The organism is Paraliobacillus salinarum, assembly GCF_014083865.1.
Classification (GTDB): domain Bacteria; phylum Bacillota; class Bacilli; order Bacillales; family Amphibacillaceae; genus Paraliobacillus; species Paraliobacillus salinarum.
Map to the genome: position 1 here is coordinate 172373 of NZ_JACEFA010000001.1, position 16568 is coordinate 188940.

Sequence of the window (16568 nt, forward strand, 5' to 3'; positions counted from 1 at the left end):
AGTGTGACGTATCAAACGTAAGGACAACAAGTATTGATTCCACTCAGAAAGTAGCTTCCCCTTGCCATCAGTCGGCAAGGGTTTTATAATTCTATAACTTGAATGATGAAAATTCAGAAAAGGTATAAGCTAAGTAGACATTAGTATATGTAAAATGATTGAATCACTAACCTTAAGAAAATAGAAAATGATCAATGAAGGAGGTAGCAATTGTGGGAGAAAAGGTAACCGATCAAACGAATAAACTTGTTCAACCTATTTTAGATGAAATGAATTTAGAACTTGTAGATATTGAGTTTGAAAAAGAAGGTAAAAATTGGTTTCTGCGTGTTTTTGTTGATAAACCTGGAGGCATAGATATTGAAGAGTGTGGGATTGTTTCCGAAAAATTAAGCGAACAGCTCGATCAACAAGATCCTGTATCTGTACCTTATTATCTAGAAGTGTCCTCACCAGGTGCTGAAAGACCGCTTAAAAAAGAAAAAGATTTTAATGATAATATCGGCAAAACAATATTTGTTTCCTTATACGAACCATATGAAGGATCAAAAACATTTGAAGGAAAATTAACTGCTTTTGATGGTGAGTTTGTTACAATAGAAATAACAGTAAAAACGCGTAAAAAAGCAGTCAACGTTCCATATAAGAAGATAGCGAAGGCTCGTTTAGCAGTAACATTTAATTAAAGGGGGAAGAGTAGTGAGTAGTGAGCTTTTTGACGCCATTCAGTATTTGGAAAAAGAGAAAGGTATTAATAAAGAAGTGTTAATGGAAGCATTAGAAGCTGCATTAATATCTGCTTATAAAAAGAATTTTAAATCAGCAACAAATGTTCGTGTTGATATAAACGAACAAACAGGAAGCATGCATGTGTTCTCTCGCAAAGAAATTGTAGAAGAAGTAGAAGATAGTCAGCAACAAATTGATTGGGAAGAAGCAAAGGCAATAAACCCTAATTATGAAATTGGTGATGTCATCGAGTTAGAAGTAACACCAAGAGACTTTGGAAGAATTGCAGCTCAAGCAGCAAAACAAGTAGTAACACAACGCGTCCGCGAAGCAGAACGTGGTGTCATTTTTAATGAATACATCGATCGTGAAGAAGATATCATGAACGGCATTATTCAACGAACTGATCCTCGTTTCGTTTACGTTAATTTAGGTAAAGTAGAAGCAAAATTACCTGAAGGAGAGAAAATGCCAACAGAAAGCTACAATGTCCATGACCGTATTAAAGTATTTGTTACAAAAGTGGAAAATACAAATAAAGGCCCACAAATTTTCGTTTCTCGTTCGCATCCTGGTTTATTAAAGCGATTGTTTGAAATGGAAGTGCCAGAAATATACGATGGTATCGTAGAAATTCGCTCTGTAGCAAGAGAGGCAGGAGATCGTTCGAAGATTTCTGTACATGCTCCCAACCCAGAGATTGATCCAGTAGGCTCCTGTGTAGGACAACGTGGACAACGCGTTCAAACAATTGTTGACGAACTAAAAGGTGAAAAAATCGACATTGTAGAATGGTCAGAAGATCCAGTAGAATATGTATCTAATGCGCTTAGTCCTTCAAAGGTTGTAAAAGTACTTGTGAATGAAGGAGAGCAAGCAACGACAGTAATTGTGCCAGACAATCAATTGTCCCTAGCTATTGGGAAGCGTGGACAAAATGCTCGTCTTGCTGCTAGATTAACTGGATGGAAAATAGACATTAAAAGTGAATCAGATGCGAAGAAGTTAGGTCTTCTTGATGAAAATGCAGAAATAGATGACCAAATGGATGAACCATTATTTGATTCAGGTGAAGATTTATTTGATTAAGGGGGAATAGATCATGCCAAAAAAGAATAAAAAAATACCTCTTAGAAAATGTATTGTGACACAAGAAATGAAACCAAAACAGTCATTAGTTCGGATTGTTCGAACAAAAGAAGGAGATGTATTTGTTGATCCTTCTGGTAAGAAAAATGGACGTGGAACATATATTTCTAAAGATAAAGATGTTGTTGAACAAGCTAGGAAAGCGAAAGTTCTTGATCGTCAATTACAAACAACAATTGATGATACAATTTATGAACAGCTAGAACGTGTTATAGAGGGTAAAAATATTGAATAACAATCAGGCATATTTAAACTTGATAGGATTGGCTTACCGTGCCAAGAAAATTACGATAGGTGAAGAATCGATTATACGAGATATTCAAAAAGGGAAAGCAAAATTAGTTTTACTTGCTAATGACATCGGATCACAAACCAAGAAGAAATTAATGGATAAATGCGATTATTATCAGGTACCAATTTGTATCGTGGATGACCGGGATACGATTTCTCATGCGATTGGAAAAACTGGAAGAGTAGCTATTGCTATCAATGATGATGGTTTTGCTTCTAAACTGAACTCGTTACTCGATTAAATAAATTCGGGGGTGAATGTATGAGTAAAATACGTATATATGAATACGCAAAAGAAAAGAATGTAGCAAGTAAAGAGGTAATTAACAAGTTAAAAGAAATGAATGTGGATGTAACGAATCACATGTCCACTATTACAAGTGATACAAAGAGTAAGTTAGATGAGTTATTTGGCAATAAGAAAAACCAACAAGAATCACAGAATGAAAAGAAGAACAACCAAACAAAAAAGGTTGTTGAGAATAATGAGAATTCCAAAAAGAATTCTAATAAAAATAAGAAAAAACAACGTAAAAATAAACAAGAACCGAATCCTGTAGTAAACAAGCAACCACAGAAAAAGGAAGTCGATGCATCCAAGATCACTTATACTGGTACTTTAACTGTGGGTGAATTAGCTGAAAAACTAGGTAAAGATGCTAGTGAATTAATTAAGAAATTAATGTTTTTAGGCGTGATGGCAACGAAAAACCAAGATCTTGATGAGGATTCAATTGATTTAATCTGTGAAGAATATGGTGTGACAGCAGAAAAAGAAGTAGAAATAGATGAAACAGATTTAGACCAGTACATTTCTGTTGAAGATAATGAAGATGATGTAATCGAACGCCCTGCTGTTGTAACGATTATGGGTCACGTTGATCACGGGAAAACAACTTTACTTGACTCTGTAAGACATACAAAAGTTACTGAAGGTGAAGCTGGCGGTATTACGCAACATATTGGTGCATACCAAATAGAAAATAACAATAAAAAAATTACATTCCTTGATACACCTGGACACGCAGCATTTACAAGCATGCGTTCTCGAGGGGCTAAAGTTACAGATATAGCAATTTTAGTAGTAGCCGCGGATGATGGTGTAATGCCACAAACGGTTGAAGCGATTAATCATGCGAAAGCAGCTGGAGTTCCAATTATTGTAGCAGTAAATAAAATGGATAAAGAAGCAGCAAATCCTGACCGTGTGATGCAAGAATTGACTGAACATGAACTAATCCCTGAAGATTGGGGAGGAAGTACAATATTTGTTCAAGTTTCAGCGGTGAAAGGTGAAGGTATTGAAGATCTAATTGAAATGATCCAACTTGTTGCAGAGGTCGAAGAATTAAAGGCAAACCCTAAGCGTCGCGCAGTTGGTACAGTAATCGAAGCTGAATTAGATAAAGGGCGCGGTTCAGTAGCGACTTTACTTGTTCAAAACGGTACTTTACATGTTGGGGATCCAATTGTTGTAGGTAATACTTTCGGAAGAGTAAGAGCAATGGTGAACGATCTTGGAAGACGTGTGAAAGTAGCTGAACCATCTACCCCTGTAGAAATTACAGGCTTAAATGATGTACCTCAAGCCGGTGATCGTTTCGTTGTATTTGAAGACGAGAAGAAAGCACGTAGTATTGGTGAAGATCGTCAACAAAAACAACTAGAAGCACGTCGTGGAGACAAGGCAAAAGTTAGCTTAGATGATTTATTTGAGCAAATAAAACAGGGTGAGATTAAAGACATTAATTTAATCCTAAAAGCTGATGTTCAAGGTTCTGCTGAAGCACTTGCTTCATCATTAGAAAAAATTGATGTAGAAGGTGTTAAAGTTAATATTATTCACACTGGTGTAGGTGCGATTACAGAATCAGACATTATTTTAGCTTCTGCTTCCAATGGAATTGTTATTGGTTTTAATGTGCGTCCAGATGTGAATGCTAAGAAAGCGGCTGAATCTGAAAATGTAGACGTTCGTCTACATCGAATTATCTATAAAGTAATTGAAGAAATTGAAGCAGCAATGAAAGGGATGCTTGATCCAGAATATGAGGAAAAAGTTATCGGTCAAGCAGAAGTCCGTGAAACATTTAAAGTGTCTAAGATTGGAACAATTGCTGGTAGTTATGTAACTGATGGTAAAATTACTAGAAACGCAGGTGTACGTATCATTCGTGATGGAATTGTTATTTTTGAAGGCGAAATTGATACACTTAAACGTTTTAAAGATGATGTAAAAGAAGTTGCACAAAACTATGAGTGCGGAATTACCATTGAGAATTTCAATGATATTAAAGAAGGAGACGTAATCGAAGCCTTTGTTATGGAAGAGATTGCTCGTAAATGATCTATTTTTTAGAAGTAACTTGTTTTATCTATAATACACAGTCATTAAAAGATAAACGATCAGTGATTAAACGAATTGTTCATCGTATCCAAAATGATTATAATGTGTCGATAAGTGAATTAGCTTATCAAGAATTATGGCAAAAAACAATGTTTGGTATTGTGACGGTCTCAAATACAAAAGTTCAAGCGGAGAAAGTAATGGATCAATGTCTCCGTTTGATCGACTCATTTCCTGAGATTGAACGCACAATCACAGAGAAACAATGGCTTTGAATGTTTTCAATCATAAGAGGTGATTTTGATGAATCAAATGAGAGCAAATCGAGTCGCAGAACAAATGAAAAAAGAACTAGGGGACATTATTAGTCGAAAAATTAAAGATCCTCGAGTTGGTTTTGTAACTATTACTGATGTAGAAGTGACAGGTGATTTACAACAAGCGAAGATTTTCATCTCTGTTTTAGGAGAAGAAAAACAGAAACAAGAATCTTTAGTTGGTTTAGCTAAAGCAAAGGGTTTTATTCGCTCGGAAATTGGCAGTAGAATCCGTCTTCGTAAAGTTCCTGAATTGTTTTTTGAATTTGATGAAACAATTGAAAAGGGAAATCGAATTGAAGATCTACTACGTGATTTACACGATAAAGATCAATAATATTTACTTCACAAAACCCTTGTTCTATAATGAAACAAGGGTTTTGTTTTGTATATAAAACAATAACTTTCAGAGGTACTGGAGGAAAGTCAAATGGACGGTATTATTCCATTATGGAAAGAAAAAGGAAAAACATCCCATGATTGTGTTATTGCATTAAGGCGAATATGTCAAATTAAAAAAGTAGGGCATACAGGTACATTAGATCCTGAAGTGGAGGGTGTTTTACCCATTTGTATAAATCAGGCAACTAAAATTGTTCCTTTTTTAACCGATACTAAAAAAACTTATCTTGCTGAAGTAACTTTGGGATATAGTACAGAAACAGAAGACTTCACAGGTAAGACGATTTCAGAGAAACAAGTTCAAGAATTAATTAATGATAATAATATAAAAGAGATCTTACAAAAGTTTGTAGGAACTATTACTCAAACCGTGCCATTATATTCTGCTGTTAAAGTAAATGGAATGAAATTATATGAATATGCCCGAAATAATATTCCGGTTGATCGTCCTTCTAGACAAGTGAAGATAGACTCGATTGATTTTATCGAAGATTCGATTAGAGAAGAAGCTGGATTATTTCGGTTTTCATTTGAAGTTACTTGTTCGAAAGGAACCTATATTCGTACATTATGTGTAGATATTGGTGAGGCTTTAGGGTATCCAGCACATATGTCTGCATTAGTTCGAACAGAAACAGGCGGCTTCTCACAAACGGAATCTTTCACTTTAGCACAGATAAAGGAAAAGCAAGAGGAAAATAAATTGACGGATGTATTATCCCCTATTTCTAGAGGGATAGAACATTTACCTGTTTATCAAGTAGATAGTGAAACGGCATCTAGAGTGTTAAATGGTCAAAAGCTTCCTAGACCAAACGATATACCTTTAGATAAACCTTTTCGTGTCCAGCATCAGGGGGATTTATTAGCTATTTATCAAAAACATCCAGAAAATGAATATGAAATTAAACCTGTTCGAGTATTCAAGTAATAAAAGAAAGTAGGTCATATACGTGCAAGTGATTACGTTAAGCTACCCACATCATTTAGAAGCAATAAAACAAGAAGAGGCAGTTGCAGCGATTGGCTTTTTCGATGGCATTCATAAAGGACATCAGCAATTAATTCTAAAAGCACAAAAACTAGCAAAGCAGCAAAACCGAAAAAGTGCGGTAATTACTTTTTCACCACATCCGTCTGTTGTTTTGAATAAAAGTAAAGAAGATGTGCAATATTTGACACCTTTGTATGAAAAACAAGCGATTCTAAACGAGATGAATATAGATATCATGTACATTATTACCTTTAATGAAACATTATCACAATTGTCACCAAAAGCATTTGTCGATCATTTTATCATTGGTCTTAATATTAAGCACTTAATTACAGGATTTGATTTTACATATGGTCATAAAGGAAAAGGAAATATTCACACATTGCAGGATGATGCGGACGGGTGCTTTCATATCTCTGTTGTAGAAAAGTATCAACAAAACGATGAAAAAGTTAGTTCAACTCGTATACGTCAATTGTTAACTCAAGGTAAGGTAGAGGAGGTTCATGAACTAATGGGGCGACCTTTGATTACATCAGGTAAAGTAATTGAAGGGGAGAAGCGTGGTAGAACCATTGGATATCCAACTGCCAACATTTTATCCGACTTATCTTATGCTATCCCTAAACCTGGAGTATATGGTGTGAAAGTTAAGTTAAACAATCAAACTTTTTATGGAATGGCTAACATTGGTTACAAACCAACTTTTCATAACATAGAAAATCACTCGCAACAAACGATAGAGGTTCATTTATTTGATTTTGATCAATCAGTGTATGGCCAACAAATTACGATTGAATGGCATACATACATCAGAGAAGAACAAAAATTTACAGGTGTAGAATTGTTAGTTGAACAATTAAAACAAGATGAACAACAAATTCGACAATTCTTTTCATAAATTAAAGGTCAAACCCTTGCATTTTTAGTCAAAAAGATGTAATCTAGTTAACGGAAACCATCTACTTGGCAATACGACTCTCCGCCGTTTGCTAGGTGATTGGGGTTTTACAATAGTTATAGGAGGTGAACAGGATGGCAATTACTCAAGAACGTAAAAATGAACTTATTAATGAGTTCAAAACACATGATAACGATACTGGATCTGCAGAGGTTCAAATCGCTGTCCTAACAGAAGAAATCACAAACTTGAATGAGCACTTACGTTTCCACAAGAAAGATCACCATTCACGTCGTGGTTTGTTGAAAATGGTTGGTAAACGTCGTAATCTTTTAAATTACCTACGTAATAAAGATGTTACACGCTACCGTGAGCTAATCAAGAGACTTGGATTACGTCGATAATCTGTACATTAAAGCGGGAGTATTCCCGCTTTTTCTGTATGTTTAGAATTATTTTTTTGGTAAAATATATTAATGTAAACATTTTATTACCCCACTTTTTATTTGAAAAGCTTGAAATATAGGTACAATGCTATTATCAATAAAATCCTTTCGCTCGATTCTGATCAAACAGCTGAAAAATTGTTTCAACTGTTTGATCAGGATGGAGCAAAGTAAAAAATGAGACGCAAAAGGATATAACTAGAATGAGATAAAATAGCATTAGCCCTCTAGCTTAAATGAATCGTGGAAATTGAGAGGGGTTAAAAATTATAATGTCAGAGAAAAAGATTTTTACAACAGAAATTTCTGGTAAGACATTCTCCGTAGAAGTTGGAGAACTAGCGAAACAAGCAAACGGAGCATGTATGATCCATTACGGTGATACATCTGTGTTAGCTACAGCAACTGGATCTAAGGAACCAAAAGACTTACCATTTTTCCCACTAACCGTTAATTATGAAGAAAGATTATATGCAGTCGGTAAAATTCCAGGTGGATTTATTAAACGTGAAGGAAGACCAAGTGAAAAAGCAGTATTAACTTCTCGTTTAATTGATCGCCCAATCCGTCCGTTGTTCCCTGATGGTTACCGAAACGATGTACAAGTAATTAGTATAGTAATGAGTGTTGATCAAAATGCACCTTCTGAAATTGCAGCTATGATTGGTTCATCTATTGCGCTAAGCATTTCAGATATTCCATTTGGTGGCCCGATTGCAGGTGTTATCGTTGGACGTGTAGATGGAGAGTTCATTATTAACCCATCGACGGAACAGAGAGAGAAGAGTGATCTAGATCTATCTGTTGCAGGAACGAAAGATGCCATTAATATGGTTGAGGCTGGAGCGAATGAAGTACCTGAAGAAGTAATGCTTGAAGCAATTATGTTTGGTCATGAAGAGATTAAACGATTAGTTGCATTCCAAGAAGAAATTATCGCTGCAGTCGGTAAAGAAAAGATGGAAGTAAAACTATTTTCTTTAGATGAAGAAATTAATAAAGCAGTTGAAGCTCAAGCACATGACAAATTAGTAGCTGCTATTCAAGTTTACGAAAAACATGCTAGAGAAGAAGCAATTGAACAAGTGAAAAGTGAAGTTGTGGCTTCCTATGAAGAAAATGATGCAGACGAAGAAACAGTTGGACAAGTTAAAGCTGTTTTAGACAAAATGGTGAAAGAAGAAGTACGTCGTTTAATCACCAAAGAAAAAATTCGTCCAGATGGAAGAAAAATTGATGAAATTCGTCCGTTATCTTCTCGCATTGGTCTTTTACCACGTACACACGGTTCAGGTCTATTTACTCGTGGACAAACGCAAGCGTTAAGTGTTTGTACGTTAGGTGCTTTAGGTGATGTGCAAATTCTTGATGGACTTGATTTAGAAGAGTCAAAACGATTTATGCACCATTATAATTTCCCATCTTTCAGTGTGGGAGAAACTGGTCCAATTAGAGGTCCGGGTCGTCGAGAAATCGGTCATGGTGCTTTAGGTGAGCGTGCCTTAGAAAAGGTAATGCCTTCTGAAGCGGCTTTTCCTTATACAATAAGACTTGTGTCAGAAGTGTTAGAATCAAATGGTTCCACATCACAAGCTAGTATTTGTGCAAGTACATTAGCGATGATGGATGCAGGTGTTCCAATTAAAGCTCCTGTAGCTGGTATTGCAATGGGTCTTGTTAAATCAGGTGAGGATTATTCTATTTTAAGTGATATCCAAGGAATGGAAGACTTCTTAGGAGATATGGACTTTAAAGTTGCTGGTACAGCGAACGGTGTAACAGCACTTCAAATGGATATTAAAATCGATGGCCTATCTAAAGAAATTTTAGAAGAAGCTTTAACACAAGCTAAAAAAGGTCGTATCCATATTCTAAATCACATGTTAGAAACAATTAAAGAACCAAAACAAGAATTATCTACGTACGCACCAAAAATCTTAACAATGAGTATTCATCCAGATAAGATTAGAGATGTTATTGGACCAAGTGGTAAGCAAATTAATAAAATTATCGAAGAAACTGGTGTAAAAATAGATATCGAACAAGATGGTAATGTATTTATTTCATCAACAGACAATGAAATGAATATGAAAGCGAAGAAAATCATTGAAGATATTGTTCGTGAAGTTGAAGTTGGTCAATTATACCTTGCAACAGTTAAACGTATTGAGAAGTTCGGTGCTTTTGCTGAATTGTTCAAAGGTAAAGAAGGACTTGTTCACATTTCAGAAATGGCTCCAGAGCGAATCAACAAGGTAGAAGATGTTGTTTCTATCGGTGATCAAATTATGGTCAAAGTTAAAGAAGTGGACCGTCAAGGCAGAATTAATTTATCACGCAAAGCAGTTTTGCTTGATGAGCAACAAAATAAAGAAAGCAAGTAATCAAAAAAGAAACTGGCTCTCCAGTTTCTTTTCTTTCTTATGACAACAAGTAAAAGGAGTACAAGAATGTTACATAAAAATTACTGTAATAATGGTTTACGCATTGTTTTAGAAACGATACCCACTGTTAGATCTGTAACAATTGGTATATGGGTCAAAACGGGATCTAGAGATGAAACAATTGAAAATAACGGTATTTCTCACTTTCTGGAACATATGTTTTTTAAAGGTACGACGAAGAGATCGGCAAAGGATATCGCAGAATCATTTGATGCTATTGGAGGTCAAGTCAATGCATTTACCTCTAAAGAGTATACTTGTTACTATGCTAAAGTGTTAGATGCACATAAAGATCTTGCTATCGATCTTTTATCCGATATGTTATTCCATTCTACCTTTGATGAAGTGGAATTAGAGAAAGAGAAAAATGTTGTGTTAGAAGAGATTAGAATGGCAGAGGATACCCCGGATGATATTGTTCATGATTTATTAGCTGAAGCATCCTTTGGCAATCATGCCTTAAGCTATCCGATCTTAGGTAGAGAAGAAACGATTAAAAAATTTACTCGTGAAGATTTAATTAATTATAAACATGCGCACTACACGCCGAACAATATTGTCATCTCAATTGCTGGTAATGTAGATGAGTCATTTACTAAGGATGTAGAAGTCGCTTTTGATCAATTTGATAATGAAAGCAGATCAAAAATCTTAGTGAAACCTCAATTTGAGCCTATTCAATTAACAAAACAAAAGCCAACTGAACAAGCACACCTCTGTATTGGATATCAGGGTTTGCCAACAGAAGCCGAAGACATTTTCAGTTTAATTATAGTAAATAATGTTTTAGGTGGGAGTATGAGTTCTAGATTGTTCCAAGAGATCCGAGAAGAGCGAGGATTAGCTTATTCTGTTTTCTCTTATCATAGTTCATTTGTAGATAATGGCTTATTAACTATCTATGCTGGTACAGGCAAACAATATCTATCTACACTTCAAGAAACTATTGAACAAACAATAGACAACTTTGTTTCAAATGGTTTAACAGACAAAGAATTAACAAACAGTAAGGAACAACTAAAAGGAAATCTGTTACTTGGTTTAGAAAGCACGAATAGTCGAATGAGTAGAAATGCAAAGAATGAATTAATACTCGGTAGACATAGAAGTTTGGATGAATTGACAGAGCAAATCAATCAAGTAAATAAAGAATCGACCGATCGTGTATTAAATAAAATATTTGATAATAAATATTCTACAGCATTAATCAGTCCGTAATGTATCGTAGTTTCACTTTATCTAAGCAAACGTCATAGTTCCTCTCTTTCAATCATATTCTAAGATAGAAAAGGGAGGAAGTGTCATGAGATATCGAGATTTGAGCAACAAAGAAATTGTAGATATTCAAACTGGTACTAGACTTGGTATTCTTGGACAAACAGATATAGAGTTGGATCAACAAACTGGAGAAATAGTTGCTTTTATCATTCCTAATTACAGCTGGTTTGGTATGAAAAAAGAAGAAGAAAATTTACGCATCTTATGGTCAGATATAGAAAAAATAGGTGAAGACATGATCATGATAAGACAAACACCTATTTCAAAGTAAATACTAACTTATTGCTAAACTGTTTAAAGCATTCCTTTAAACAGTTTTTCTTATTTCTAAACAAAGACCAAACAATTAATTCTATTTAAGGCGGCTTAAGTAATGAATCAGATTGGGTACATGTACCTTCACTTTGATCAGTCTTTCTCATATGATATTACGAAAAATGGTTATTCTTATAAAAGAAGAGGTGTAAAAATGAATCATATGCATATAGCGATATTAGGCGGTGACGCTAGATATCTTGATATGATTAAAAAATTATCCGAAAATGAACAAATTAAAATGGAATTAGTAGGTTTTGACCAATTAAATCAGGGATTCACAGGGGTTAAACAAACAGACTTTACTTCTTTGGAAGTAGAAAAATTAGATGCAGTGATCTTACCAATACCTGGTGTTGATCAAAATGGACAGTTACATGCAGTATTTTCTAATGAGTGTATATATCTTGATGATAAATGGTTTTCAAGATTATCTGATTCATGTGTTCTATTCACAGGGATATCTACCCCTTATCTTGAACAAATGAAACAAACAAATAATTTAAAATTAATACCCTTAATGGATCGTGACGATGTTGCTATATATAATTCGATACCCACTGCCGAAGGAGCGATCATGCTTGCGATACAGCATACTAACTTTACGTTGCACCAATCAAATGTTCTAGTCTTAGGATATGGCAGGGTAGGAATGACTGTGGCAAGTAAGTTTAAATCATTAGGAGCAAATGTTCAGGTAGGTGCACGAAAGGCTTCTGATTTAGCTAGGATTTATGAGTCTGGGATGGATAGTTTTCACATGAATGACTTAGCTGCATATACTGGGCAGTGTGATATTCTAATTAACACGATTCCAGTTAAAGTAGTTACAGAACCAGTATTGAACCAAATGAAGCTAAACGCATTAATTATTGATTTGGCTTCTAAGCCTGGCGGAATTGATTTTGATTACGCTAAACAAAGAGGAATACAAACAAAACATGCCTTAGGACTCCCGGGAATGGTAGCGCCAAAAACTGCAGGAGAAATACTTGCGAATATCATAAGCCAACTTATATTCACACATTAAAACGAATGGAAAGGGAGAATTTCTTGTGTTGAAAGGGAAAAAAATTGGTTTTGGGATAACAGGCTCACACTGTACCTATGCAGCGGTATTACCTCAAATAGAAAAATTAGTTGAACTTGGAGCAGAAATTGTTCCGGTTGTATCCGATACTGTCCAACAAACAGACACCCGGTTTGGTAAGGCAGACGATTTATTGAAAAAGATAGAGGAAATTACAGGAAGAGATCCGATTCGGACAATTGTGGATGCTGAGCCATTAGGACCAGTAGAACCGCTTGATTGTATGGTTATTGCTCCCCTGACAGGAAATTCGATGAGTCGTCTAGCAAATGCAATATCGGATTCCTCTGTTTTAATGGCAACAAAAGCAACGATGCGAAATGGCAGCCCTGTAGTATTAGGAATTTCTACGAATGATGCTCTAGGTCTTAATGGTGTGAACTTAATGCGTTTAATGGCTACAAAACTAATTTATTTTGTTCCATTTGGGCAAGATGATCCTAATAATAAGCCAAACTCATTAGTTGCTGACATGAGCTTAATACCAGAAACCATTGCAGAAGCATTGGATTTCAAGCAAATACAACCGGTTTTAGTAAAAAGAGTTTAATGTAAGTTTCATTGCTATAATTACTTTTTTCCCCTATTCTATGTTAAAATAATGATTACAATTAAAATCAAGAGTAAATCATTGCAATGGAGAGGGGATTTTTTATGTCTGAATTGAAAGGTTATCAGGTTGCTGTAGTAGGTGCTACAGGAGCTGTAGGTCAGAAAATTTTAGAAACATTGGAAAAAAAACAGTTTCCAATTGCAAAATTAATTTTGTTGTCTTCCAAGCGTTCCGCTGGAACCAACCTAAAATACAACGGTGAAGTTTATACAGTAGAAGAAGCTAAGCCAGAAAGCTTTGAAGGTGTAAATATTGCTTTATTTTCTGCTGGAGGGTCTGTTTCGAAAGCACTAGCACATGAAGCAGTTAAGCGAGGAGCTGTTGTAGTTGATAATACGAGTGCCTTCCGAATGGATGAGAATGTACCACTTGTTGTTCCAGAGGTAAATGAATCAGATATTAAAAATCACAATGGTATTATTGCTAATCCGAACTGTTCTACAATACAAATGGTAGCCGCATTAAAGCCAATTAAAGCATCATTTGGACTAAAACGAGTGCTAGTTTCTACTTACCAAGCAGTTTCAGGTGCAGGAAATCAAGCAGTAGAAGAATTATCGGACCAGTCTCAAGCATTTTTAAACGGTGAAGACCTTGAGCCTGAGATATTACCGGTAAGTGGAGAGAAAAAGCATTATCCAATTGCATTTAATGCATTACCTCAAATTGATGTGTTTCAAGAAAACGGTTATACTTTTGAGGAAATGAAAATGATCAACGAAACAAAGAAAATCCTACATGATGATAAACTACCTGTAGCAGCTACATGTGTAAGATTGCCATTCTTCACTTCGCATGCAGAGAGTGTTTATATTGAAGTAGAAGATGATCACGCATCCGTGGAAGCAATACAAAAAGTATTAACGGAAGCTCCCGGTGTTGTGTTAGAAGACGATCCTGAAAATCAAGTATATCCAACACCATTAAGTGCGACTGGAAAATCGGATGTATTTGTTGGAAGAATCCGTAAAGATTTAGATCAACCAAAAGGTTTTCATTTATGGGTTGTTTCAGATAATTTATTAAAAGGTGCAGCATGGAACTCTGTTCAAATTGCTGAATCGTTAATTAAAAATAATTGGTTGTAATGTCGAGGTGTCAACATGGAAATAATCGTACAAAAGTTTGGCGGAACTTCCGTCCAAAATAAACAAGTTAGGCAGAAGGCAATCAACCGAATTGAAGCATCTATTAAACAAGGATATAAGGTGGTCGTAGTTGTTTCAGCTATAGGTAGAAGTCCTGAACCATATGCAACAGATTCACTACTATCCTTAGTTGATTTTCCAAATACATCAATTTCTAATCGTGAGCAAGATTTGCTTTTGTCTTGTGGTGAAGTTATATCATCTGTTGTTTTTTCTAATGAGTTAAAACAAAATAACATTTCTTCGACTGCACTTACAGGAGCACAGGCAGGCTTCTTAACTACGGAAGATTTTACTGCTGCAAAAATAAAAGAAATGCAAGTAGAGCGCCTGAAACAGGAGTTAAGTCAACATCAAGTTGTAGTTGTGGCAGGCTTTCAAGGGATTTCTGAAAATGGTGAAGTTACTACTTTAGGTAGGGGTGGTAGCGATACTTCTGCAGCTGCGCTCGGTGCAGCGCTTGATGCAAGTTATATCGATATTTTTACAGATGTAGCAGGAATTATGACAGCTGATCCGAGAGTTGTGGAAGATGCAAAAATATTAGACGTTGTTACGTATAATGAAATCTGCAACCTTGCTTATCAAGGAGCAAAAGTAATTCACCCACGTGCGGTTGAGATAGCGATGCAAGCTAAAATTCCGATGCGAGTGCGATCAACGGTCTCAGATGAGGTTGGAACACTAGTGACTTCCTCCCTGGATGAGGCAAAAGGAAAAGATATTTCAGATCGCCTAATCACGGGAATTGCTCACATGTCTGGAATTACACAAATTAAAGTAGATACAACGGAAAATATTGATCAATTACATTCGAATGTATTTAAGTCAATGGCTGAGGCAGGAATTTCAGTTGATTTTATTAATATTTCTCCTAATAGTGTAATTTACACTATTCCTGAAATTTATTCAGGGAAGGCAAAGCAATTGTTAAATGAATTAAATTACCAGCCTGAAATGATTCACCATTGTGCAAAGGTTTCGTTAGTAGGAGCTGGTATGACAGGTGTACCTGGTGTAACAGCAAAAATTGTGCAGACTTTAGCAAAAGCTGGTGTGCAAATTTTACAGTCTGCAGATAGTCATACAACAATTTGGGTCTTAGTACAGCATGAGGATCTTGTGCCTGCTATTAATGCGTTACACAAAACTTTTGAATTAGATAGTACAGCGAATTAGCTGGAACTAGTTAGGAATGATAAGGTATGAAAGGGGATGTGACTATCATGAATTTTGGCAGTTTATTAACAGCGATGGTAACACCATTTGATCAGTCAAATAACGTAGATAATCAACAAGTAGAGAAACTAATTGAACATTTAATTAAGCATGAAACAGATGGATTAATTGTAGCAGGAACGACGGGAGAGTCACCAACACTTTCTAAACAAGAAAAAGTAGCGCTGTTTGAATTAACAGTAAAAAAAGTGAACGGTAGAATACCTGTCATTGCAGGTACAGGCTCAAATAATACCCAAGAAACCATTGAACTAACTAAAGCTGCTGAAAAAGCCGGTGTAGATGGCATTCTATTAGTCACTCCTTATTATAATAAACCAAATCAGGCTGGATTGTATGAGCATTTTTCTGCTATAGCAGAAGCAACTACTCTGCCTATTATGTTATATAATATTCCAGGTCGAACAATGGTACATTTATCGGTCGAAACAATCGTCGCGTTATCTCAAATAGATAACATTGTTTCGATTAAAGAATCTAGTGGCAATTTGGATGCTATATCGCAAATTATAGAAGAAACAGATGACGACTTCACTGTTTATAGTGGAGATGATAGCTTGACCTTACCATTAAAATCAATTGGTGCAAATGGCGTTGTTTCTGTTTCCTCACATGTTATCGGTGATGAAATGAAGCAAATGCTGAATCACTTTGACAATGGAAATGTACAACAAGCGGCTGCAATTCATCGAAAAATATTACCTATCATGCGAGGATTATTTGTTGCGCCTTCTCCAGCCCCTGTTAAATATGCATTACAGTTACAAGGAATAGACACTGGTAAGGTTCGTTTACCGTTAGTACCTCTTTCTGAAATAGAGGAAGAACTTATTAAAGAGTTAATGAATGACTTACATTAATCCAT

18 protein-coding genes are annotated in these 16568 nt (G+C 35.5%); all 18 read left to right on the forward strand.

Annotated features, from left to right (window positions below):
• Positions 1-212: 212 nt before the first annotated feature.
• The 18 genes from rimP (at position 213) to dapA (ending at position 16563) form a co-directional block, all read left to right on the forward strand.
• Positions 213-686, forward strand: a complete 474-nt coding sequence (gene rimP, locus HP569_RS00880) for a ribosome maturation factor RimP (RefSeq protein WP_246366861.1) — start codon at positions 213-215, stop codon at positions 684-686.
• Between the two features lie 13 nt (positions 687-699).
• Positions 700-1818: a transcription termination factor NusA gene (nusA, locus tag HP569_RS00885; RefSeq protein WP_182199194.1), complete on the forward strand. Its 1119-nt coding sequence runs from the start codon at positions 700-702 to the stop codon at positions 1816-1818.
• Between the two features lie 13 nt (positions 1819-1831).
• On the forward strand, positions 1832-2113 hold the full coding sequence (rnpM, locus tag HP569_RS00890; protein ID WP_182199195.1) for an RNase P modulator RnpM: 282 nt from the start codon (positions 1832-1834) through the stop codon (positions 2111-2113).
• Positions 2106-2411, forward strand: a complete 306-nt coding sequence (locus tag HP569_RS00895; RefSeq protein WP_182199196.1) for a YlxQ family RNA-binding protein — start codon at positions 2106-2108, stop codon at positions 2409-2411. The genes rnpM and HP569_RS00895 overlap by 8 nt, the downstream gene beginning before the upstream one ends.
• A gap of 20 nt (positions 2412-2431) precedes the next feature.
• Complete coding sequence (gene infB, locus HP569_RS00900; RefSeq protein WP_182199197.1) at positions 2432-4516, forward strand: translation initiation factor IF-2; 2085 nt, start codon at positions 2432-2434, stop codon at positions 4514-4516.
• Positions 4513-4791, forward strand: coding sequence for a DUF503 domain-containing protein (locus HP569_RS00905; RefSeq protein WP_182199198.1), 279 nt, complete (start codon positions 4513-4515; stop codon positions 4789-4791). Before infB ends, HP569_RS00905 begins: the two co-directional genes overlap by 4 nt.
• A gap of 28 nt (positions 4792-4819) precedes the next feature.
• A complete protein-coding gene (gene rbfA / locus HP569_RS00910; protein ID WP_182199199.1) occupies positions 4820-5170 on the forward strand; it encodes a 30S ribosome-binding factor RbfA in 351 nt (116 codons plus the stop codon).
• 93 nt (positions 5171-5263) lie between these two features.
• Entirely contained in the window at positions 5264-6166 is a 903-nt protein-coding gene (gene truB / locus HP569_RS00915; protein ID WP_182199200.1) for a tRNA pseudouridine(55) synthase TruB, read from the forward strand.
• Between the two features lie 22 nt (positions 6167-6188).
• Complete coding sequence (gene ribF / locus HP569_RS00920) at positions 6189-7130, forward strand: riboflavin biosynthesis protein RibF (RefSeq protein WP_182199201.1); 942 nt, start codon at positions 6189-6191, stop codon at positions 7128-7130.
• A gap of 134 nt (positions 7131-7264) precedes the next feature.
• Entirely contained in the window at positions 7265-7534 is a 270-nt protein-coding gene (rpsO, locus tag HP569_RS00925; protein WP_182199202.1) for a 30S ribosomal protein S15, read from the forward strand.
• Positions 7535-7848: 314 nt separating this feature from the next.
• Complete coding sequence (pnp, locus tag HP569_RS00930; RefSeq protein ID WP_425501789.1) at positions 7849-9960, forward strand: polyribonucleotide nucleotidyltransferase; 2112 nt, start codon at positions 7849-7851, stop codon at positions 9958-9960.
• A 66-nt stretch (positions 9961-10026) separates the two neighbouring features.
• The gene (locus HP569_RS00935; protein ID WP_182199203.1) at positions 10027-11238 is read left to right on the forward strand and encodes a M16 family metallopeptidase; all 1212 of its coding nucleotides are present in this window, start codon (positions 10027-10029) and stop codon (positions 11236-11238) included.
• A gap of 85 nt (positions 11239-11323) precedes the next feature.
• Entirely contained in the window at positions 11324-11569 is a 246-nt protein-coding gene (locus tag HP569_RS00940; protein WP_182199204.1) for a YlmC/YmxH family sporulation protein, read from the forward strand.
• Between the two features lie 198 nt (positions 11570-11767).
• On the forward strand, positions 11768-12643 hold the full coding sequence (gene dpaA / locus HP569_RS00945; RefSeq protein ID WP_182199611.1) for a dipicolinic acid synthetase subunit A: 876 nt from the start codon (positions 11768-11770) through the stop codon (positions 12641-12643).
• A gap of 25 nt (positions 12644-12668) precedes the next feature.
• Positions 12669-13253, forward strand: coding sequence for a dipicolinate synthase subunit B (locus tag HP569_RS00950; protein WP_246366863.1), 585 nt, complete (start codon positions 12669-12671; stop codon positions 13251-13253).
• Positions 13254-13357: 104 nt separating this feature from the next.
• Positions 13358-14404, forward strand: a complete 1047-nt coding sequence (asd, locus tag HP569_RS00955) for an aspartate-semialdehyde dehydrogenase (protein WP_182199205.1) — start codon at positions 13358-13360, stop codon at positions 14402-14404.
• Between the two features lie 15 nt (positions 14405-14419).
• A complete protein-coding gene (gene dapG, locus HP569_RS00960) occupies positions 14420-15643 on the forward strand; it encodes an aspartate kinase (RefSeq protein WP_182199206.1) in 1224 nt (407 codons plus the stop codon).
• A 47-nt stretch (positions 15644-15690) separates the two neighbouring features.
• Positions 15691-16563: a 4-hydroxy-tetrahydrodipicolinate synthase gene (gene dapA / locus HP569_RS00965; RefSeq protein WP_182199207.1), complete on the forward strand. Its 873-nt coding sequence runs from the start codon at positions 15691-15693 to the stop codon at positions 16561-16563.
• Positions 16564-16568: the final 5 nt, after the last annotated feature.

Coding starts and splice junctions, on each gene's coding strand:
- asd (WP_182199205.1), top strand. CDS start 13,358: ATGTCTGAATTGAAAGGTTATCAGGTTGCTGTAGTAGGTGCTACAGGA.
- HP569_RS00935 (WP_182199203.1), top strand. CDS start 10,027: ATGTTACATAAAAATTACTGTAATAATGGTTTACGCATTGTTTTAGAA.
- rbfA (WP_182199199.1), top strand. CDS start 4,820: ATGAATCAAATGAGAGCAAATCGAGTCGCAGAACAAATGAAAAAAGAA.
- HP569_RS00905 (WP_182199198.1), top strand. CDS start 4,513: ATGATCTATTTTTTAGAAGTAACTTGTTTTATCTATAATACACAGTCA.
- truB (WP_182199200.1), top strand. CDS start 5,264: ATGGACGGTATTATTCCATTATGGAAAGAAAAAGGAAAAACATCCCAT.
- rnpM (WP_182199195.1), top strand. CDS start 1,832: ATGCCAAAAAAGAATAAAAAAATACCTCTTAGAAAATGTATTGTGACA.
- rpsO (WP_182199202.1), top strand. CDS start 7,265: ATGGCAATTACTCAAGAACGTAAAAATGAACTTATTAATGAGTTCAAA.
- pnp (WP_425501789.1), top strand. CDS start 7,849: ATGTCAGAGAAAAAGATTTTTACAACAGAAATTTCTGGTAAGACATTC.
- dapA (WP_182199207.1), top strand. CDS start 15,691: ATGAATTTTGGCAGTTTATTAACAGCGATGGTAACACCATTTGATCAG.
- dapG (WP_182199206.1), top strand. CDS start 14,420: ATGGAAATAATCGTACAAAAGTTTGGCGGAACTTCCGTCCAAAATAAA.
- dpaA (WP_182199611.1), top strand. CDS start 11,768: ATGAATCATATGCATATAGCGATATTAGGCGGTGACGCTAGATATCTT.
- infB (WP_182199197.1), top strand. CDS start 2,432: ATGAGTAAAATACGTATATATGAATACGCAAAAGAAAAGAATGTAGCA.
- HP569_RS00940 (WP_182199204.1), top strand. CDS start 11,324: ATGAGATATCGAGATTTGAGCAACAAAGAAATTGTAGATATTCAAACT.